The organism is Kocuria sp. CPCC 205258 (assembly GCF_040981005.1).
Classification (GTDB): Bacteria; Actinomycetota; Actinomycetes; order Actinomycetales; family Micrococcaceae; genus Kocuria; species Kocuria rosea.
Genome location: NZ_JAVKPS010000003.1, coordinates 254,091 through 273,258 on the forward strand (window position 1 = coordinate 254,091; position 19,168 = coordinate 273,258).

20 protein-coding genes are annotated in these 19,168 nt (G+C 70.8%); 9 read left to right on the forward strand and 11 right to left on the reverse strand.

The window, feature by feature from the left end; translation table 11 throughout:
• Positions 1–65 precede the first annotated feature (65 nt).
• Positions 66–986: a LysR family transcriptional regulator gene (locus RF644_RS07085; protein ID WP_368795984.1), complete on the reverse strand. Its 921-nt coding sequence runs from the start codon at positions 984–986 to the stop codon at positions 66–68.
• A gap of 111 nt (positions 987–1,097) precedes the next feature.
• Between RF644_RS07085 and RF644_RS07090 the strand changes: the two genes are divergently transcribed.
• From RF644_RS07090 to RF644_RS07105, 4 genes are all read left to right on the forward strand, one after another.
• Positions 1,098–1,790 carry a LysE family translocator gene (locus tag RF644_RS07090; RefSeq protein WP_368795985.1) on the forward strand — a complete coding sequence of 231 codons (693 nt, stop codon included), beginning with the start codon at positions 1,098–1,100 and terminating at the stop codon, positions 1,788–1,790.
• 228 nt (positions 1,791–2,018) lie between these two features.
• Entirely contained in the window at positions 2,019–4,556 is a 2,538-nt protein-coding gene (locus RF644_RS07095; RefSeq protein ID WP_368795986.1) for a PEP/pyruvate-binding domain-containing protein, read from the forward strand.
• Positions 4,557–4,788: 232 nt separating this feature from the next.
• Positions 4,789–4,956: a hypothetical protein gene (locus RF644_RS07100; RefSeq protein WP_017832240.1), complete on the forward strand. Its 168-nt coding sequence runs from the start codon at positions 4,789–4,791 to the stop codon at positions 4,954–4,956.
• A gap of 26 nt (positions 4,957–4,982) precedes the next feature.
• Positions 4,983–5,468 (forward strand): hypothetical protein, encoded by a 486-nt coding sequence (locus RF644_RS07105; RefSeq protein ID WP_368795987.1) that lies wholly within the window; start codon positions 4,983–4,985, stop codon positions 5,466–5,468.
• Here RF644_RS07105 and RF644_RS07110 read toward each other — a convergent pair.
• Both RF644_RS07110 and RF644_RS07115 read right to left on the reverse strand, forming a co-directional pair.
• Complete coding sequence (locus tag RF644_RS07110; protein WP_031282369.1) at positions 5,431–5,868, reverse strand: VOC family protein; 438 nt, start codon at positions 5,866–5,868, stop codon at positions 5,431–5,433. The two genes, RF644_RS07105 and RF644_RS07110, sit on opposite strands and share 38 nt — an antisense overlap.
• 134 nt (positions 5,869–6,002) lie before the next feature.
• Positions 6,003–6,287, reverse strand: a complete 285-nt coding sequence (locus tag RF644_RS07115) for a hypothetical protein (protein WP_017832237.1) — start codon at positions 6,285–6,287, stop codon at positions 6,003–6,005.
• Between the two features lie 357 nt (positions 6,288–6,644).
• On the opposite strand from RF644_RS07115, the gene RF644_RS07120 reads away from it, so the two are divergent.
• Together RF644_RS07120 and RF644_RS07125 are read left to right on the forward strand one after the other, a co-directional pair.
• Positions 6,645–7,646, forward strand: coding sequence for a hypothetical protein (locus RF644_RS07120; RefSeq protein ID WP_017832236.1), 1,002 nt, complete (start codon positions 6,645–6,647; stop codon positions 7,644–7,646).
• Positions 7,643–8,002 (forward strand): PadR family transcriptional regulator, encoded by a 360-nt coding sequence (locus RF644_RS07125; protein WP_043738533.1) that lies wholly within the window; start codon positions 7,643–7,645, stop codon positions 8,000–8,002. The genes RF644_RS07120 and RF644_RS07125 overlap by 4 nt, the downstream gene beginning before the upstream one ends.
• Before the next feature lie 120 nt (positions 8,003–8,122).
• Here RF644_RS07125 and RF644_RS07130 read toward each other — a convergent pair whose 3' ends face one another.
• The 3 genes from RF644_RS07130 to RF644_RS07140 form a co-directional block, all read right to left on the reverse strand.
• A complete protein-coding gene (locus RF644_RS07130) occupies positions 8,123–8,428 on the reverse strand; it encodes a hypothetical protein (RefSeq protein WP_368795988.1) in 306 nt (101 codons plus the stop codon).
• Between the two features lie 69 nt (positions 8,429–8,497).
• The gene (locus RF644_RS07135; RefSeq protein WP_368795989.1) at positions 8,498–9,397 is read right to left on the reverse strand and encodes a dihydrodipicolinate synthase family protein; all 900 of its coding nucleotides are present in this window, start codon (positions 9,395–9,397) and stop codon (positions 8,498–8,500) included.
• A 71-nt stretch (positions 9,398–9,468) separates the two neighbouring features.
• The gene (locus RF644_RS07140) at positions 9,469–10,146 is read right to left on the reverse strand and encodes a B3/4 domain-containing protein (protein WP_251355874.1); all 678 of its coding nucleotides are present in this window, start codon (positions 10,144–10,146) and stop codon (positions 9,469–9,471) included.
• A gap of 183 nt (positions 10,147–10,329) precedes the next feature.
• Here RF644_RS07140 and RF644_RS07145 point away from each other — a divergent pair, with 183 nt between their 5' ends.
• On the forward strand, positions 10,330–11,451 hold the full coding sequence (locus tag RF644_RS07145) for an MFS transporter (protein WP_368795990.1): 1,122 nt from the start codon (positions 10,330–10,332) through the stop codon (positions 11,449–11,451).
• Between the two features lie 156 nt (positions 11,452–11,607).
• Here the strand turns inward: RF644_RS07145 and RF644_RS07150 are convergent, their stop codons facing one another.
• From RF644_RS07150 to RF644_RS07160, 3 genes are all read right to left on the reverse strand, one after another.
• A complete protein-coding gene (locus RF644_RS07150; protein WP_368795991.1) occupies positions 11,608–12,483 on the reverse strand; it encodes an NAD(P)-dependent oxidoreductase in 876 nt (291 codons plus the stop codon).
• Between the two features lie 35 nt (positions 12,484–12,518).
• Positions 12,519–13,946, reverse strand: a complete 1,428-nt coding sequence (locus tag RF644_RS07155; RefSeq protein WP_017832228.1) for a GntP family permease — start codon at positions 13,944–13,946, stop codon at positions 12,519–12,521.
• Positions 13,947–14,842: 896 nt separating this feature from the next.
• Positions 14,843–15,502, reverse strand: a complete 660-nt coding sequence (locus tag RF644_RS07160; RefSeq protein WP_017832227.1) for a GntR family transcriptional regulator — start codon at positions 15,500–15,502, stop codon at positions 14,843–14,845.
• Positions 15,503–15,891: 389 nt separating this feature from the next.
• On the opposite strand from RF644_RS07160, the gene RF644_RS07165 reads away from it, so the two are divergent.
• On the forward strand, positions 15,892–16,755 hold the full coding sequence (locus RF644_RS07165; RefSeq protein WP_368795992.1) for a transketolase: 864 nt from the start codon (positions 15,892–15,894) through the stop codon (positions 16,753–16,755).
• Positions 16,752–17,783: a transketolase family protein gene (locus RF644_RS07170; protein ID WP_368795993.1), complete on the forward strand. Its 1,032-nt coding sequence runs from the start codon at positions 16,752–16,754 to the stop codon at positions 17,781–17,783. The genes RF644_RS07165 and RF644_RS07170 overlap by 4 nt, the downstream gene beginning before the upstream one ends.
• 259 nt (positions 17,784–18,042) lie before the next feature.
• Here the strand turns inward: RF644_RS07170 and RF644_RS07175 are convergent, their stop codons facing one another.
• Together RF644_RS07175 and RF644_RS07180 are read right to left on the reverse strand one after the other, a co-directional pair.
• The gene (locus tag RF644_RS07175; RefSeq protein WP_017832224.1) at positions 18,043–18,297 is read right to left on the reverse strand and encodes a hypothetical protein; all 255 of its coding nucleotides are present in this window, start codon (positions 18,295–18,297) and stop codon (positions 18,043–18,045) included.
• Between the two features lie 75 nt (positions 18,298–18,372).
• Positions 18,373–19,146: an SDR family NAD(P)-dependent oxidoreductase gene (locus tag RF644_RS07180; RefSeq protein WP_031282360.1), complete on the reverse strand. Its 774-nt coding sequence runs from the start codon at positions 19,144–19,146 to the stop codon at positions 18,373–18,375.
• Positions 19,147–19,168 lie beyond the last annotated feature (22 nt).

Genomic DNA, 19,168 nt, shown 5'->3' on the forward strand with positions numbered 1-19,168 from the left:
CCTGGCGTCCGCGTCCGGCGTCGGGGCGCGATGCGAGCACGGGGTCCGTCCGAGCGGTGACGGAGTCAGTGCTCGGACGGTGGTCCCGGGCGGCTCCGTCGAGCGGCATCGCGCAGCGCCGTCAGGGTCGTGTGGATAAGCCGCGCCCGGGTGGGGTGGGTGCGGGTGTGGGCGACGATGCGCCGGTGGACGGCCGGGTCGACCAGCGGCCTCGAGGTGAGAGTCGCCGGCAGCCCGGTGAGCGCGATCCGGGGCAGCACCGTGATCCCCAGCCCGGCCGCGGCGAGGCTGGTGGCCGCATGGTGGTCGTCGAGACGGGCGACGTAGTGCGGGGTGTAGCCGGCGGCGTGACAGGCGCGGGTGATGATGCGCCCGGTGGGGCCGTCGTGGATGTCGTGGTCGATCCAGGGCTCGTCGCGCAGCTGGGCCATCGTCACCGCGGGGCGTGCGGCCAGCGGGTGGCCGACCGGCAGCACCACGCAGAAGTCCTCCTCGTGCAGGGCATGGCGCTGGTATCCCTCCAGGTGGACGAGGGGCCCGTCGAGGGACTCGTTGCGCACGTCGACGTCGGGGGCCCGGCGGCCTCCGGTGGGGTGCAGCTCGTTGATGCTGATCTCAACCACCACGTCCGGGGACCGGGCACGCAGGGCGACCACCACCCCGGGCATCCAGGCCTGGGCCAGGGACGCGAAGCAGGCGACGGCGATCCGCTCGGCCCGGCCCTGCCGCAGATCCTCCACGGTGCGCTCGAGGCGTTCCAGGCTGCTGAGGGTCTCCGCGCTGGCCTCGCACAGGTGCCGGGCGGCCGGGGTGGCCTCGATGCCCCGGCCGCTCTTCTCGAACAGCACCAGTCCGGTCTGCCGGGCCAGGGCGCGGAGGTGCTGGCTGACGGTGGCCGGGGCCAGGTGGAGGTTCCGGGCGGCGGCGTGGATCGAGCCGGCGGCGATGACCGCCCGCAGGATGGTGAGCCGGTGCGGATCGAGCATGCCCCGATCGTACGCTTTCTCCTGCCAATGCCACGGAAATCATTGCTGGTGCTGAAGGGTGACGCGGTGGCACGGTAGAAGCCACCGAGTACTGATCGACAAGGAGCTGCCGTGGACACCTCGAGCTATCTGGCCCTGCTGGGCGTGGCCGTGGTCCTGGCCCTCACCCCGGGACCCGACACCGTCCTGACCCTGGGCTACGCCCTGCGGCAGCGCCGGGCCGGGATGCTGGCCGCCGCCGGGTCCGCGCTGGGGGTCTTCGCCTGGGCGGGCCTGGTCGCGGTGGGCGTGGCCGCCTTCCTGGACAGCTCCCCGGCCGCCTTCCAGGCTCTGCGGATCCTCGGGGGCGCCTACCTGTTCTACCTGGGCTACCGGGCGATCACCGCCCACGCTCCCGCCCCGGCCACCGCCGTGCCGATGACCGTCGGCGTGGCACTGACCGCGGGGTCGACCGTCACCGCCGCCCCGGACCGCCGGGAGCCCTCCGGGCCGAGGGCGCGATCGGCCTTCGCCGCAGGGCTGGTGTGCTGCCTCACCAACCCGAAGACCGGGCTGTTCTTCCTGGCCCTGCTGCCCCAGTTCACCCCGCCCGGGGCCGGGGCGCTGTTCGTCGTGGTGGTGATGGGCGGGACGGTGGCGGCCACCATCGGGGTCTACCTGCTCCTCGTGGCCCTGGCCGCCCACACCGCCGGCACCTGGCTCAACCGTCCCACCGTGGCCCGCAGGATCGAGCTCACCTCCGGGGCGGTCTTCGTGGCGCTGGGACTGATGACCACCGTCCCCGTGCTCGCCTCCTGGATCTGAGGGGACTCCCCCGCGCGGCCGACCGGAACGCCCACCCCCGCGGACGGACCGACCACGCCGGCGGAACCGGTCCGTGGCGACCGCCGTTACGCTGGTGCCTCACGGCACGGGGAGGTTGACCTGCCGACCGGCCGACCGGATCATCGGCTGTGAACGGGGCACCGGACGCCCCATGGCGCTGCCCGTTCCGCACCTCCCGTCGGCCCCGGGGCACCAGAGAGGCATCCCATGGACGTGATCGACCTGGCCCACATCACCTCGGCGACCACCGAGCTCGTCGGGGGCAAGGCCGTCGGTCTCGGAGCCCTCCTGTCCGCGGGCGAGCGCGTGCCGGACGGGTTCTGCCTGACCACCGAGGCCTACCGCTCGGGCGCCGTCCCCGAGCGGGCGGTGCTGACGGCCTACGAGCACCTCGGCGGCGGTCCCGTCGCCGTCCGCTCCAGCGCCACGGCCGAGGACCTGCCGGACGCCAGCTTCGCGGGCCAGCAGGACACCGTCCTCGACGTCGAGGGCGGGGACGCACTGCTCCAGGCCGTCCGGCAGTGCTGGGACTCCGTGCACAGCGAGCGCGCCGTCGCCTACCGGGCCGGGCAGGGACTGGAGACCGGCGACCTCGCGATGGCCGTCGTCGTGCAGCGCATGATCACCCCGGCGGCCGCCGGGGTGATGTTCACGGCCAACCCCCTGACCGGCACCCGCACCGAGACCGTCATCGACGCGGTCCCGGGGCTGGGCACCGGAGTCGTGGACGGCACCATGGACACCGACCACTACGTCCTGCCCGGGCACGGCCCGCTCCCCGGGCCACAGGAGCACGGCTGCCTCTCCCCCGACCAGCTGCGCGAGCTCCAGGCGACCGGGCAGCGGATCCAGCGCGCCCTCGGCAGCCCGCAGGACATCGAGTTCGCCTACGACGCCGAGGGCACGCTCTGGCTGCTGCAGTCCCGGCCCATCACCACGCTCTTCCCGCTCCCGGCCGGGACCGACCCCGTGCAGGGCGACCCGCGGGTCTACATGGAGGTCGGCCACATGCAGGGCCTGCGGCGACCGGTCACCCCCATGGGCGTGTCCGTGCTGCGGGAGACGACCCGCCGCTGGCTGCAGATCATCGGCATCGACGACGCCGTGGTCGATCCGTTCCTCGTCGAGATCGGCGGCCGGCTGTTCATGGACCTCACCGGCCTCGTCCGCAGCCCGCGCCTGCACTCCCGCGTCCCCGAGATGGTGCAGGTCTACGGTCCGGCCGTGGCACGGGGCGTGCGGCGCGTCCTGGACGACCCCCGCTACGCGCCCCGTCCCGCCCGTCCCGGTCAGCGCGTGTTCTCCGCCGGTGCGACCGCGCGGCTGATCCTGGCCACCGTGCCCGCCTCGCTGCTCGGCGCGCTGCGGGCCCTGGCACGGCCCGCCGCCGCCCGCGAGCGCGCGTTCCACGAACTCGAACAGGTCCGCCGGCAGCCCCGGTCCGAGCCAGCGGACACGGCGGACCGGGTCCGTTCCGCCGCCGGTCTGCAGGACGCGACGATGACCGGACCGATGATGCGCTCCCTGCCGCCCCTGTGGGCAGCGCTCATCGCCCAGGGGGTGGCCGGCTGGCTGCTGGACGGCGTCCTGCAGCCCGGCGAGCTGAACGCGACCCTGCGCGGGATGCCCCACAACGTCACCACCCAGATGGACCTGAAGCTCTGGTCGGTGGCCGAGGCCGCCCGCCCGCACCGCGCTCTGCTGGTCGGCGCCACCCCGGACGAGCTCGCCGCGCGCTTCTCGCGCGGCGAGCTGCCCGAGTTCGGCCTGACGGCCTTCCTGGCGGAGTACGGGATCCGCGGCAGCGCCGAGATCGACGTCGGCTCCCCCCGGTGGGCCGACGACCCCACTCCCGTGTTCGCCGCCCTGGCCGGGTACCTGCAGGTGACCGACCCGGACCAGGCCCCGCCGGCCCGGTTCGCCCGCGCCGCCGTCGAGGCCGAGGCAGCCCTGTCCGACCTCGTCGCCCGCGCCAGGCGCGCCCGGCCGCTGCGGGCCCGCCTCGCCGGGTTCATGCTGCGCCGCAGCCGGGAGCTGGCCGGCCTGCGCGAGCTGCCGAAGTTCCTCTGGCTGACCCCGCTGGCCGAGGTGCGCCGGCAGCTGCTGGCCGCGGGGGCCGAGCTCACCGGGCGCGGCCTGCTGGAGCAGCCGGAGGACATCATGTTCCTCACCCTGGACGAGGCCCTCGACGCCTCGCACGGCGCGGACCTGCGCGCGGTGGTGACCGGTCGGCGCAGGGAGCACCACCGCGAGGCCCGACGGCGGCAGGTCCCCGGCCTGCTGCTGTCCGACGGCACGAACCCCCAGGCCCTGCCCGACGCCACCGCGCCCGAGCACGGGCCGGACGTGCTGGTCGGCCAGCCGGCGGCCACCGGGATCGTGACCGGGCCGGTGCGGATCGTCCACCACCCGTCGGAGGCGAGGCTGCAGCCCGGTGACATCCTCGTCGCCCCGACCACGGACCCGGGCTGGACCCCGCTGTTCCTGACCCTCGGCGGACTCATCACGGAGACCGGCTCCACGATCGCCCACGGCCCGACCGTGGCCCGCGAGTACGGCATCCCGGCCGTCATCTGCGTGCCCGACGCCACCACCCTGCTGACCGAGGGCCAGGTGGTCACCATCGACGGCGCCACGGGTCTGATCCGGATGCACGGCACGGCCGGCGGTGCGCAGCGACCGGACGACCCGGACGCTCGAGCACACCGGGCCGGGCGACCGGGCCCGGCCGCAGCCGGAGAATAGGCTCATGTCAGGACGGTTCGTGCAGCATGACCATTCCGACGCCGGAGGAGCGATCGCCGCGGACGGCCGGCGCTGCACGCTTCGTGCTCGAGTCCCGCACGGTCCTGCCCGCGCGGTCTGGTGCGAAGAACCAGCGTTCGTTCATACGGAACGACACTCCTGCCGCGGCCAGGAACAGCAGCACCGGCCATCACTCGATAACGTGGAAGGACCGGACGACAGGAGACTTCTCATGACGGACATCGCTGGCTTCGGAGCACTCCTCGGACTGCTCATCCCGTTGCTCATGCTCACCATCTCGTTGCTGCTGTTCTATTGGGTGGTGCGCAAGGGCGTGACTGCCGGCATCAAGGACTACGTGCAGAAGCACGGCGACCGCGCGGGCAGCTGGCGCCCATAGGCTGAGTGGAGCAGAGGAGACGTCTCATGATGAACTCCGAAAGATCCGGCGCAGCAGGCATGGCGCTCGGGATCGTCCTGGCCGCTTCAGCCTGCGCCTCCACCGGTCACGGCCTCGCTGTTCTCGACTCCGAGTCCTCCACCCGACCGGTGCCGGAAGTCATCCAGTCCGATGAACAGTTCGCCGGCGACTCCGCCCGCTACCTGGGGGAGATCGACGGCTATTCCTATTTCGCGGCGCGACCGGCCTCGGGCGCCGACCACGAGGCTTGCCTGATCCAGGTCGGCGCCACCTCCGACGACTGGATCGGTGGATGCTCCACCATCCGGAGCGACAAGGTCGTCGAGCTCTCAGGTGGACTCCCCCGGCAGGACGTCGCCCTCGTCACCGATGACCCTTCGACCGGCACCCTCGAGGAAGCCGGCTGGGAGCAGCAGGCCGAGAACCTCTGGCAACGTACGGATCGACCCGTCGTCAGTGGCTGTGCAGTTCCTCGGCAAGCATCACGATGATGCCGCTGGGGCCCCGGACATAGGCGAGCTTGTAGGCGTCCCTGTAGGTCCCTACCCCGCGCAGCGGGTGACAGCCGTGCTGCGCGGCGATCTCGAGGGCGTCGTCGATGTCGTCGACGGAGAAGGCGACGCGGTGCATCCCGATCTCGTGGGGCCGGGTGGGCTGCGTCTCGATCGCCTCCGGGTGGATGTACTCGAAGAGCTCGAGGCGACCGCTGCCGTCCGGGGTCTGGAGCATGGCGATGTTGACGTGGTTGCCGTCGAGGCCGACGGCGGTGTCCGCCCACTCGCCGCTGACCGTGTCCCGACCCAGGACGGTCAGCCCGAGGTCGGTGAAGAAGGCGATCGCCGCGTCGAGGTCACGGACGGCGATACCGACGTTCTCGAACTTGATGGACATGTGGTGCATGGTACCGAGCCGCGGCAATCCGGTCTGCCGAAGCGTCTTCATGTTCTGAAAGACGGATCCTCACCGGCGACTGCCGTGCAGCACCCGTCGGGACCCTGAGCTGCGGATCGCCGTCGTCATCATCGTCAGGGCCCGTAGAGCAGTCCGACCACGAAGATCGCCACCGGAACGCAGAGCAGACCGAAGGCGACAGCCACAGCCCCCAGAATCTCCTTCTGCGCGCGGAATCCGGCAATGCCACCCACCAGTCCACTGACCGGGGGCAGCGCGAACGTCCACAGCGGCTTGGCCACTCCCGTGCCCTGCCAATCGAGGAGCATCAGCGTCAGCGCGGTGGAGACCGGGAAAGACGCCCAGGCGATCGTCGCCAGGATGCGCTTCCGCTTCTCAGGAACCGGGGCCTTCACCAAGAGTTGTCCCTCCTCTGCTCCACCGAGGGTGGAGTATTCGATGGAATCGGTGCGTGGCCCTCAGGACGGCATGGGCCCGCAGGAGTGCCGTGCGTCCGCAGCGGCATCCAGATGGCCGATCCCTGTATCCGGGGGTACAAGGCCGCCCCAGAGATGTCCAGATGGCGGGCGACCTGGGTGGCCGGCTCCCCGCCCCTAGATTAACTGTGGGGCGCTCCGGAACCGGGAGTCGGTGGAGATCGGGCGCACTGCCTGCCACAGACCCATCCGCCACACCCGACCGGCAGGACGTTGCCAACACCGCCGCGTCGTGCTTATCTGTAGATACGTTTTTGACCTAGATACAAGGTGGCCAGCATGGATGCGGATCAGTGGTCGGCGCAGGACCGGGGATGGGCTACGCGCTACCTAACGGTGATGACGGGCAAGCACGTCCCGGAGTCCTCGCTCGAGGAACGTGAGCACGAGCTGCTCGACGCGGTCCGGGTGGCCCAGGTCTCTGCTGCCGAGCTCTTCGGTGATCCCACGGCACTGGCCACGGAAGATGCCGCTGAACTTGCGACAGTCGAGGAAGAGGTACGAACTTCCCTCGGCGCAGGGCTGCGGCCGGTACTGCAGGAAATCGGCGGCAGACTGACGGGCATCAGCGCTGTCGCGGCGCTGCTCATGGTCCTGCGCCACGGGTGGTCCATCGACGTGGACATCGCCCATGTGCTCGTCGCCGCCAGTGTGCTCCTGGCCTTCCTCGGGTGGGTGGTGCTTCGAGCTCTGTTCGCAGCCGGCCGATCGGGGGTGGCGATCAGCGTCTCTGTCGTCCTCGGCGCGGTCGTCGTCGCGGGAATCGCCTTCGCCGCAAACCTGGGATCCGGGCACTACGCGGCACGCGATGTCCCCGTGGCACTGTTGGCTTCGGCGATGCTCACCCCCGGGGTGGTCCTGCTGGCGGTCTCCCAGCGGATGCCGCAACAGGTGCTACGCCAGGAATGGAACGACGAGCAGTGGCTGCGTCGCTTCACCAGCGGTCTGCGCACCCGCCTGGTGCCCTCCAGATCCGTCCGGGACCACGTCACCGAGATCGAGCAGGCCCTGGAGCTGTCCGGCACCTCGGCCTACGCCGAGTTCGGGCACCCGCTGGTGCTGGCACGCGATCTGGCCGCGACCCATCGGATCGCTCGGACACGGCGCTGGTGGGTCCTCACACTCGCCGGCACGCTCACACCCCTGGTCATCGCCGCCCTCATCGTCACCGCCCACAGCTGGGGGGCGCTGACGATCCCGGTCGCGCTGGCGTTCGTGCTGTCCGCGGCCGTGGTGCTGGGCACCGCTTGGGGCGACCGACCCTGGGGGGCGAGGCAATGACCCTCCCCGCGTGGCAGCGCGCATCCCTGCCGATGCTCCTCCTCCGCGTGCTCGCGGTGGCACCACGGCACGGGTACGGGATCTCCCAGGCGCTCGTCTCGGCAGGACTTCAACCCATCAAGGGAGCCCAGCTCTATCCCGCCCTCGGACGGCTCGAAGACGATGGTGCGATCACCGCACGGTGGGAGCAGAGCGGACCGGGCCCCGCGCGGAAGGTCTACGAACTGACCACCGCAGGACATGAACAGCTCCACGAACTGAACGAGCAGTGGGAGGCCTTCATGACCGCGGTCGAAACCCTCGGCCGCCCCGACCCAGCCGCTACTGCCGATCAAGCACCCCCGACCAAGACATAGCCACGCCAACGCCTGGGCCCATACCGGAACGGAACCTCAACGGTGACGTCGTTCTCGCGGGCAGTGACCGGTAGCGGGCCACAGGTGAATCGGAGGGGACGGCCTGAGCTGTGGCCTGATTCAGATCGGGCGGGATCGATCGACGATGCTGGCAACGGCGGCGGCAGCGAGGACGGCGAGGGCGCTCCTGAGGCGGTCCGCCGCCCCGCGCAGCGGGCCGCACCTGAGGACCAGGCGCAGTGTCCGGGCCGGGATGGCGAGGACCTTGCGCCCGTCGCGGGCGGTGTCCAGGCGCCGGGCGATGAACGGTCCGAGCAGGTGGGAAGCGGTGACCGAGGCCCACAGTCCCGCCACCCATCCGGACAGTCCGCCGGCCCGGGCCACGAGCACGATGGCGTCCGCCGCTCCCCCGTCGGTGCTGCGCACCGGGGTGGCGGCGAAGACATGTCGCGCCAGTGCTGCGCCCCGGCGATCCGCCCTGCGGAGCTCCTGATGTCAGCGGTGATGGTCGAGTCCGAGGTCGCCGACCACCCGGGCCACCCGATCGCGCTGCCCCTCGTCGAGGCCCTGCAGGGGCAGCGGAAGACAGGCCCTGGGTGCCAGGCCCAGCTGCTCGGCGAACGCGGCCACGACCCGCAGGCTCCCGAACTCGGCGAACAGCTCCCACAGCGGTGCCAGCCGGTCGGAGGCTGCCGCGGCCTCCTCGGCCCGTCCGTCCAGGGCGGCCCGGGCGATGCGCAGGGCCGGGGCCGGCAGGGTGCCGGCGAGGACCGAGTACCAGGCGTCGCAGCCGGCGGTCAGTCCGGCGGCGGCCGTGGCGTCCCCGGAGATGCCGATGCTCACGTGGGCCGGGAGCACCGCGCGGATCTCGCGCACCCGCGCCCGGGCCTGCTGGGGGTCGGCGGGCACGCCGGGGATCTTGAGGGAGGCGATACCGGGCAGCTGCCCGATGCGGCCGTAGAGCTCGGTGGTGAAGGTGACGTGGGTGGTGTTCGGGTTGTCGTAGACGATCACCGGCACCGAGGAGTGCGCGGTGACGGTGTCGAAGAGCCCGACCACGTCGTCGTCGGTCAGCGGCTGATAGCTCATCGGAGCCAGCAGCACCGCGGCGGCTCCGGCCTGCTGGGCGTGCTCGAGGTGGGTGAGGACGTGGGAGGTGCGCAGGGCACCGATGCCGACGAACACCGGGACGTCCCCGGCGTGCTCGACGGCCAGGTGGGCGACACGGCGTCGTTCCTCGGTGCTGAGGTAGGCGTAGGAGCCGGTGGAGCCCAGGGCGGTGATGGAGTCCACCTGCGCCGCCGCCAGCCGTCGGATCAGGCCCACGTAAGCGGACTCGTCCACCGCATCGTCGGCCAGGGGGGTGAGGGGGAAGGCGCTCAAACCGGTGAACATGGTGCTGTCTCCTTCGGTGGAACGGATGGTGGATCGCGGCGGCACCGCCGTGGGGGAAGGGCGACGAAGGGTCATGACGGGTCCCCTGGGGTGTGCTGGTCGCCGGCAGTGAACAGGCGGCGGGCGCTCCGCACGTCGGGGCCGAGATCGGCCAGGCGGGTGGCGAGGTCCTCGGCGGCGTGCAGGGCCTCGTCCGTCATGGGCGCCAGCGCGTCGAGGATGAACAGGGCCGTGGTGGTCTCCGCTGTCAGTGCGGTGCGCCGGCCCTGGCGCCAGTTCCAGCGGCGGCAGGTCACCCCGGACTGGTCGCACCACACCAGCTCGCCGGGTTCGGGGTGCTCGATCACCGGTTCACCGCCGGCCACCGTGTCGAAGGGCTCTTGGCCGGTGGCGCGTACCAGTCGCGGCGCTCCGTGGTAGCCGGCCAGGTCCTCCCCGCCGAGTGGGATCTGGTGCAGGACCGAGACCGCGTTGTAGAGATCGGTCAGCCGGTTCACCCGCGGCAGCCCGGAGGCCGCTCGGCGCGTCAGGGCCTCCAGGCTGTTGCGCGTGCGCTGCGGTTTCGCCCCGAACGCCCGGTAGGCCTCCCGCCACGCGGCCACGTGCGGAAGCTGGTCCACCGGCCGGTCGGCCAGGGCACGGGCGGTGGCGGCCTCGGCTTCCTGGAGCAGCGCCTCACCGGCCGCATCGCTGGGGCCCGGCGCCCGTGCTGGCGACCGGCCCTGTCGCGATCCCCCAGGTCGAGGGATCGAAGGATGCCGGACATAGGCTGGCGTCATCATGTCGATCATCATTGTCCGCGACCAGCAGTCACCCGCAGGGCCGCTACGCCGCACAGCCCCCGCTGAGGCGCGCCACGATGGCGGGGCCGTCGTCACGGGCCACGATCGATGGTGAACAACTCGGTCTGGCGGGCGCCGGGGATGCCTCTGATGCTGACGATGACCGCCCTGGGCTTCTCGGGATATGCCGCGCTGCTGGCCGTCGCGCCACTGTGGGCGGTGCACGGCGGCGCTGACACCGCCGGCGCGGGGCTGGTCAACGGCGTGCTCATGCTCTTCACCGTACTCACCCAGCTGTTCGTCCCCAGGGCCCTGCGCCGCTTCGGCTGGGCGCCGGTCCTCGTGGCGGGCATGCTCCTGCTGGGACTGCCCGCCCTGGCCCACGGCGTCAGTGACGCCCTGGGGCCGACCCTGGTGCTCTCCGCGGTGCGCGGGCTCGGATTCGGCGTACTGACCGTGACCGGCAGTGCACTGGTGGCCGAGCTGGTGGAGCCACAGCGTCGCGGGAAGGCGATCGGTGCCTACGGCCTGGCGATCGCGGGACCGCAGATCCTGTTCCTGTCGGCGGGACCCTGGATCGCCGAACAGCTCGGATTCTGGGTCGTGTTCACCCTGGCAGCCCTGCCCGTTGTCGCCGTCGTGCCCGCGATCGGTCTGGCCCGGATGCTGGACGGCGTCCCGGAGGTAGACGAGGAGGATGAGCGGGCGCCCTACCTGCGCCTCCTCCCTCCGATGGCGCTGCTGACCGGCGTCACCCTGGCCGGCGGCGCGCTGATCACCTTCATGGCCCAGATGAGCAGCAGTGCCGCGCTGACCGCCCTGGCGCTGCTGCTGATGAACCTCGCCGCCGCACTCACCCGTTGGCGGATCGGCGCACTGTCCGACAGGTACGGCCCACGCCGGTTCATCGCGCCGCTGGTGCTGCTGACCACGGCCGGCATGATGACCATCGCCTGGGCGGTCCGCGATCCCCGGGCCACCGAGGCCCCGATGTTGATGATCGGAGCAGCGATGGTGGGCATCAGCTACGGCGGCCTGCAGAACCTCACCCTGGTCGTGACCTTCCACGCCGTCAGCCGGCCGCACTACGGTACGGCCAGTGCGGTGTGGAACATCGGCTTCGACATCGGGACCGGTCTCGGGTCGGTCCTGGTGGGCATGATCGCCGCAGGGACCTCGTTCAGCACCGCGCTGCTGATCACGGGTGCGATCTCACTGCTGACTCTGCCGCTCGCGCTGCGGCGTCGCACCGCCGGGCCGCAGGTGAACTGATGCCGCAGACACTTCTGGCGCGGACGAGGAACCCCCACTGCAACGTTGGTCCGCCGCCGACCGGGCCGCAGGCAACGCGGCGATCTCTCTCGCCGCCTCGTGTCCGGGGCGCCGACCCATGGTGCTCGTATGGACGTGGTGGGGTGGGCGGGCGGATCACCGTCGGTAGGTCTGGATGACTTGGGAGTCGTCCTTCCGGTCCCAGCCGGCGTCCTTGGCGGCCTGGTATCTCGCCTGGGCGGCGCTGATCATCGGGGCGTCGAAGCCGATCTCGTCGGCGATGTCCTTCACCAGGGTCGAGTCCTTCACGAAAATGCCGATGGTGCTCGTCACCTCGGCGTCCAGGCCCTGCAGCATGCGCGGGCCGCGGTCGGAGAGCATCCAGGACCCCCCGGCACCGCCGGCGACGGCGGGCAGCACCCTCTCCGGGTCCAGTCCGAGCTCCTCCGCGAGGGCGAGTGCCTCGGCGGCGGCCACGATGTGCACCGAGCACAGCAGCTGGTTGACCGCCTTGTAGGCCTGGCCCTGGCCGATCTCCGTGCCGCAGTCGATGATCGCCCCCAGTGCGTCGAGGACCGGCCGCACGTCGTCGATCGTGGCGGGGTCGCCGGCGGCGAACAGGCTGAGCTGACCGGTGATCGCCCGGGCGACCCCGCCGGTGACGGGCACGTCGAGCACGCTCACCGCAGGTGGGGCCGCGGCGGCCACCTCACGCACCGCACGGGGGCCGACGGTGCTCATCACCACCAGGACGCTGCCGGCCGGCATCTGCCGAAGCACCCCTGCCTCGCCCAGGGTGGCCGCCCGCAGCTGCTCCGGTGTGGCCACCATGCACACGACGACGTCGGCCGCGGCCGCGGATTCCGGGGTCTCCTCGGCGCGCAGGCCCCGTGCGGTGGCCTTCGCCCGCTGCTCGGCGAACGGGTCGACACCGGTGACGTCGAATCCGGCTCCGAGGAGCTGCTCGGCCATGGGCAGGCCGATGGCTCCGATTCCGATGAAGGTGATACGGGGCGGTGGAGCGGGTGACATGGGAGCCTCCTGAGGGCGTGAGGGGCAGGGCGGACTCAGATGAACAGGTCGAGCAACAGGCACACACCCAGGCCGATCACGGCGAAGGTGGACTGGGCGAGCGTGTAGATCTTGAACGTGCCCTTGGTGGTGAACCCGAGCATCTGCTTGAAGATCCAGAAGGTGTTGTCCGTGACGTGGGCGCCGAACGCGGCGCCGGTGCCGGCGGCCAACAGGATCAGGATCGGCGCGGCCTCGATGGAGCCCATGATCGGGGCGAGCAGGGTCGCGGCGGTGATCGCGGCCACGGAGGCCGATCCCTGGGCGATGCGCAGGACGGCGGCCACGGTCCAGGTGAGCAGCACCGGGATCGCGGCATTGGCCTGGAACAGGGCGGCCATCATGTCACCGATGCCGACCTCGGTGATCACTTGGCCCAGGGACCCGGCCACGCCGGTGAACAGGAGGATCGAGCCGGAGGTCTGGGCGCCCCGGGTGAGCAGGTCGTCGATGCCGTCGCGGGTCACGGCGGGGACCGCCAGGACGATGCCGATGAGCAGGCCGATGAGCAGGGCGACGACGGGGCTGCCGAGGAAGCCGAGGACGGGGACTTCCTGGCCGATGAGTCCGGTGACGGTGTCCAGGATGATGAGCAGGATCGGCACGATCACGGGGAGCATGGCGACGACCAGTGGCATCTGCCGGGTCGGGGCGGTCACGGTCAGGGTGCCCGCCGAGGTGCCGGCGACCTCGGTGGTGCCTACGGTGGTGGGGCCCGTTTCGCGCTGGGTCTCGAGGCGGGCACGCTCCTCCTCGATCGATTCTCCGAAGATGGAGTCGTCGAAGCTGTGGTCCTGGTCCGTGGCGGGGTCGAAGATCTTCCGCATCATCAGGTCGTGCACGAAGATGCTGGAGATGATGAAGAAGATGCCCAGGGGGATGCCCCAGATCAGCATGGTGCCGATCTCCACGCCGAGTGGTCCGGCGACGGCGATCGCCGCCACACCCGGAACCACGATGAGCAGCCCGACCTCGAGGCCGATGGCCAGTGAACCGGCCAGGGTGGCGATGCTCTTGCCGGTGCGCTTGGCGATGGCACCGGCGATCGGGGCGAGGATGACCAGGGCGACGTCGAAGTAGATCGACGGGAAGATGATGCCCGAGGTCAGTCCCAGGACGTAGGGCGACCGCTTAGGCCCGACGAGTTTCAGCAGCCCGTCGACGACACGCTGCATCGTGCCGGTGGCCGTCAGCGTGGTGCCGATCATGACGCCGAAGCCGATGATCAGGCCCACTTCGGCCATCAGCGCCCCGAAGCCGGCATTGACGGCGGCCACTGATTCGGTGAAGCCGAGCCCGGCGGCGACGCCCAGGTACAGTGCGCCGACGACGAGTGCGACGACGGGGTTGATCTTCGCCCAGACGATCATCAGGACGATGCCGATGACCGAGATGGCGAGATGGACCAGGACGAGCGTGTCCATGTCTGCTCCTCTGTGGATGACGCCGGACGGACCGGCAAGCGGATGGTGGTCGGGTCACACGGGCGGTGCTCCGCATGACGGAGGCGAGCAGGACCGTGGCAGGCCGCAGCGACCGGTGATCGGGCTTCACTGCACCGAAACACCGCCGCCTGACCCGACCGGTCCTACCACCCGAGAGCGGCGGTTCCCGGCACGGGCTCGGGCGGACGCATATCTGTCCTCGGCCGGCTCACCACTGACCACGACTTCAGTTGACTGTTAACAGTCAACTGCTGTTGCTGGAAGTGTGGCACAGAGCACACACGAGACGCAATGATTGATCGACGAGATGGGATAGGTCCATCCAGCCCTGGTGACGGGCTTCTCCGGTTGCGGGGGGCGGCCCCTCCGGCAAACCTCCGCATGATGCCGCCCAAGAAGCCCATCGGTTCCCCGGCGCAGGCGGGAGCCGCAGCCAGAGCCGCAGCCAGAGCCGCAACCGGGCGAAGACCGGCAGCACAGCCGTGGCCCGGTGGACAGGGCGGACAGGCCGAAGTCGGCCGATGGGTCTGGCAGGACCACCGTCAGGGTCCGCGACGGGCTGGAGCACCAGCTCCCTGGGTCAGAAGGGCTGACAGCCGGGCGAGTTGCGGACGGCATACGGAGCCGTGCGATGTCTCCGGCCCGCAACATGCCGCGCGGGGGGATGACATGGCGCAGTTCGCGGGGTGCTGGTGCGGATCCGTCCGGGCTCGTCCGACCGCCCCCGTGGACAGAGGGGCTCGCGTCGACCGGTCAGCTCAGTTTCGGCGAGACGTCATCCGGTTCCGGGCCGTCGGCCCCCGGCTGGGCATCGCAGTGCCCGGGCCTGCGAGTCCGAGGCGATCGGCCGGAGGCGGCACCTCGACAGCCGGTGCTCAGGAGACGAGGTTGGCCGCGGCTTCGTCCATGTGGGAGAGCATGTAGTCGGCGGCTGCCGGGGCGTCCCCGGCCGCGATGACGTCGACGATGGCGGTGTGCCGGTCCACGCGCATGTTGCCCACGGCCCGGTCCATGCCGGCCCACATGAACGACATCCGGATCGACCCCTCCAGGGCCTGCCACGAGTGCAGGAGCATGGCGTTGTCCGTGAGGCGGCACAGCGTTCGGTGGAAGTTCAGGTCCGCCTCGATCCGCTCCTCCAACGTGTGGCCGACGGCTTCATCCATGGCCCGCACCGCGTCACGCAGTGTGGCCACGGCCGCATCGCGATGCTCCGCTCGGCTGAGCGTGCGCACGGCCAGGGACTCGAGGGCCGCCCGGACGGCGAAGATGTCGACGATCTCCTTGGCATCCAGACTGCGCACGGACAGCCGGCCACGGGCTCCAGCGGCGATCAGCCCCTCCTGTTGGAGCTGGCGCATGGCCTCACGCAGGGTGCCCCGGCTGATCTGCAGCTGCTCGGACAGCTCCGTCTCCACCAGGTGGGTGCCCGGGGGCAGCTCACCGGTGGTGATGGCCCGGCGCAGCGCCGTCAGAGCCTGCTGGCGCAGATTCACCTTGGCCAGTCCGGCCAGGGCCGCTGTCTGAGAGGTCATCGTGGTCATCCTTCGGAAGCTGGAGGTGAACTGGTCGGACGCGGCGGGGGCGCCGCCGCCTCCTGTTGCGCATTGAACGGAACTCCGGGAAGCGCCGGTCCGGTCGGCTCCGCTGACGACATCAGTGCCATGGGCGTGCCGCCGCACAGTGGCTGCGACTCACCCCTTCGATCATACGGCCCCGGTTAACCGTCGACCGAGCCGGATGAACAGAGCCGACACTCCCCTGGGGACGGCCAAAGCGTGAACTTGTCTGTTGACTGTTAACAGTTGAACGGCGTACTGTGATGCCAACCACAGACCGTGTCGACAGACACCAGTTCCGCGGGCACCAGGACGCCGTATCGCGCGACCGGCTGATCCGACCACCACCACATGAGGGGAAACCCATGCAGCCAACGACTGAGATCGCTCCGGTCGAGCCCGAGCGTCTGACCCGGATCAAGGAGGCGGCCTTCCGCATCCGGACCAACGCACTGATCCAGGGCGAGGTGCAGGGGCAGGGCTACATCGGCCAGGCCCTGGACATCGCCGACGTCCTGGCGGTGCTCTACGCCGACCAGCTGAACCTGCGCCCGGAGGACCCGGAGTGGGAGGGCCGGGACCGGTGCCTGCTCTCGATCGGCCACTACGCCATCGCCCTGTACGCCGCCCTGGCCGAGGCGAAGTTCCTGCCGCTGGAGGAGCTGGAGACCTACGCGACCGACGACTCCCGGCTGCCGATGTCGGCGATGGCGTCCTACACGCCGGGGGTGGAGATCTCCGGGGGGTCCCTGGGCCACGGCCTGGTGGTCGCCAACGGCGTGGCCCTGGGGCTCAAGCGCAAGAACAACCCGGCGTTCGTCTACAACATCCTCTCCGACGGAGAGCTCAACGAGGGCTCCACCTGGGAGGCCGCCGCCGTGGCCGCCCACCACGAGCTCGACAACCTGATCGCGATCGTGGACTTCAACGACCAGCAGGCCGACGGCAAGAGTCAGGACATGCTCGGCATGGAGCCGATCGAGGGCAAGTTCGAGGCCTTCGGCTGGATCACCCGCCGGGTCGACGGCAACGACGTCGCCGCCGTCCTGACCGCCCTGGAAGAACTGCGGACCATCGAGGCGAACCAGCCGCGGTGCCTGATCGCCAACACCAAGCTCGGCAAGGGCGTGGACTTCCTGGAGAACCGCGAGAAGCTGCACTTCATGACCGTCGCCGCCGACGAGTGGCAGAAGGCCCACGACCGACTGAAGGAGTCGTCCCAGGCATGAACACCACCCCGAACACCACCACCCAGAAGAAGCGGCTGACCTCGGACGCGATGAGCGCCTCCCTGGCCCGGGAAGGGCAGCGGACCACCGCCGCTCCCCTGGGCCACGCCCTGGTGGAGCTCGCCGAACGCGACGACCGGGTCGTGGGCCTGTCGGCCGATCTGGCCAAGTACACCGACCTGCACATCCTGCGCGACGCGATGCCCGACCGGTTCTACCAGGTCGGCATGGCCGAGCAGGCCCTGCTCGGGGCCGCCGCCGGGCTGGCCATGGAGGGCTTCGTGCCCTTCGCCTCCACCTACTCCGTGTTCGCGACGCGCCGGGCCTACGACTTCCTGTGCCTGGACATCGCCGAGGCGAACCTCAACGTGAACATGGTCTGCGCCCTGCCCGGGCTCACCACCGGCTACGGGCCCTCCCACCAGGCCACCGAGGACGTGGCGATCCTGCGGGGGATGCCCAACCTCACCATCGTGGACCCGTGCGATGCGGTGGACATCGAGCAGGCCGTCGCCCAGCTGGCCGCCCACGACGGACCCACCTACATGCGGATCCTGCGCGGGAAGGTCCCGCGGGTGCTCGACGAGTACGACTACACCTTCGAGCTCGGCAAGGCCAAGCTGATCCGCGACGGGGCCGAGGTCCTGCTGATCTCCACCGGCCTGATGACCGAACGCGCCCTGGAAGCCGCCAAGGCCCTGGAGGCCGACAAGGTGGACGTCGCCGTGCTGCACGTGCCCACCCTCAAGCCCCTCGACGAGGCCACCATCCTGGCCGAGCTCGCCAAGGACCGGCTGGTGCTCACCTGCGAGAACCACACCGTCATCGGAGGCCTCTTCGACGCGGTCGCCCACACCGCCGTCCGCGACGGCGTCCTGCGGCAGATCACCCCCATCGGGCTGCCCGACGAGTTCCTCGACGCCGGCGCCCTGCCCACCCTCAACGACCGCTACGGGGTCTCCACGACCAAGATCGCCGAGAAGGTCAGGACGCTGCTCCACCCGCGGCACACGGAACGCGTGGACTGAGCACGGCACCAAGCAGCACGGCACAGCGGTGGGGGCCGGACGGAGAACTTCTCCGTCCGGCCCCCACCGCTGTCGTTGCACGGGCCTCAGGTGCTGCGCCGATCTCGCGACCCGTCCGATCCGGCCGACCGGCAACTCACCGCCCCGCGGTTCCCAGAGCGCCGAGCACGGCGCCTCTCCTGCCACCATGCAGGCAGGACGTCCCCCGCCGTCGCCTCCCGGAACGCCGGCGGGCCACGGTGCTGGAGGCCGGCTCCGGTCAGCGCGGCAGCCTCCACACGGTGTGCCCGGAGGCCTCGACCATCATCCGATCTCGAAGTCTTCCGTCGAGGACCCACAGCACTCCCAGCCGGGGACAGACCGCGTCGACCTCTCCGCGGCAGTGGACCGTGTCCCAGGTCCGGATCTCGACGACGTCACCGACACGGAGGTCGGACACGGCACGGATCTGCACACCCGTCCCGGACGGGCGGCCCAGGGCGGCGGCGGAGCGGGGCTGGACGGGGCGAAGCATGGGTTCTCCTGGGTATGGTTCCGCCGCCTCCCCGCAGGTGCGGGGAGGCGGCGGGCACGTGGCGGGCAGAACGCTCTAGTGCATGTGGCTCCCGCCGTTGATGTCCAGCGTCACTCCCGTGAGGTAGGAGGAGTCCTCGGAGGCGAGGAAGGTGATGGACGCGGCGATCTCCTCGGTGGTGGCCGTGCGCCCGACCGGGATGCCCGCGGCGATGGCGGCCTCCTGCTCGTCGGTGCTGCCCACGCGGATGTTGGTGTCGACCGCCCCGGGGGTCACCGCGTTGACCGTGACCCCGGTCGTGCCCAGCTCGCGGGCCAGCGCCTTGGTGAAGCCCAGGATGGCGGCCTTGGCCGCGGAGTAGGGCACCTTGCCGAAGACCCCGCCGCCGCGCTGGGCGGACACGGAGGACATGTTCACGACCCTGCCCCAGCCCTGCTCGATCATCTCGGGCAGGAACGCCTTGGTGACCAGGTAGGTGCCGGTGGCGTTGACGTCCATGACCTTGTGCCACAGCTCCAGGGTGGTCTCCAGGAACGGGACCGGGGAGGTGATCCCGGCGATGTTGACCACGGCCCCCACCGGCGGAAGGGCGCCGGCAGCGACCTCGGCGGCCACCGCGTCGTGGGCGGCGGTCACCGAGGCCTCGTCCGCGACGTCGATCGCGTGGCCGAAGGCCGGCACGCCGCACTCCTGCCCGATGTCCTGGGCGACCCGGGCGGACTTCTCGGCGTCGAGATCGAGAATCACCACCCCCCATCCTTCACGAGCGAAACGGCGGGCTGTGGTGACTCCGATGCCCTTCTCGGACGTGGCTCCGGTGATGACGGCGGTGCGCTGAACGATCGACATGGTGCTCCTAGGGTGAGTGATG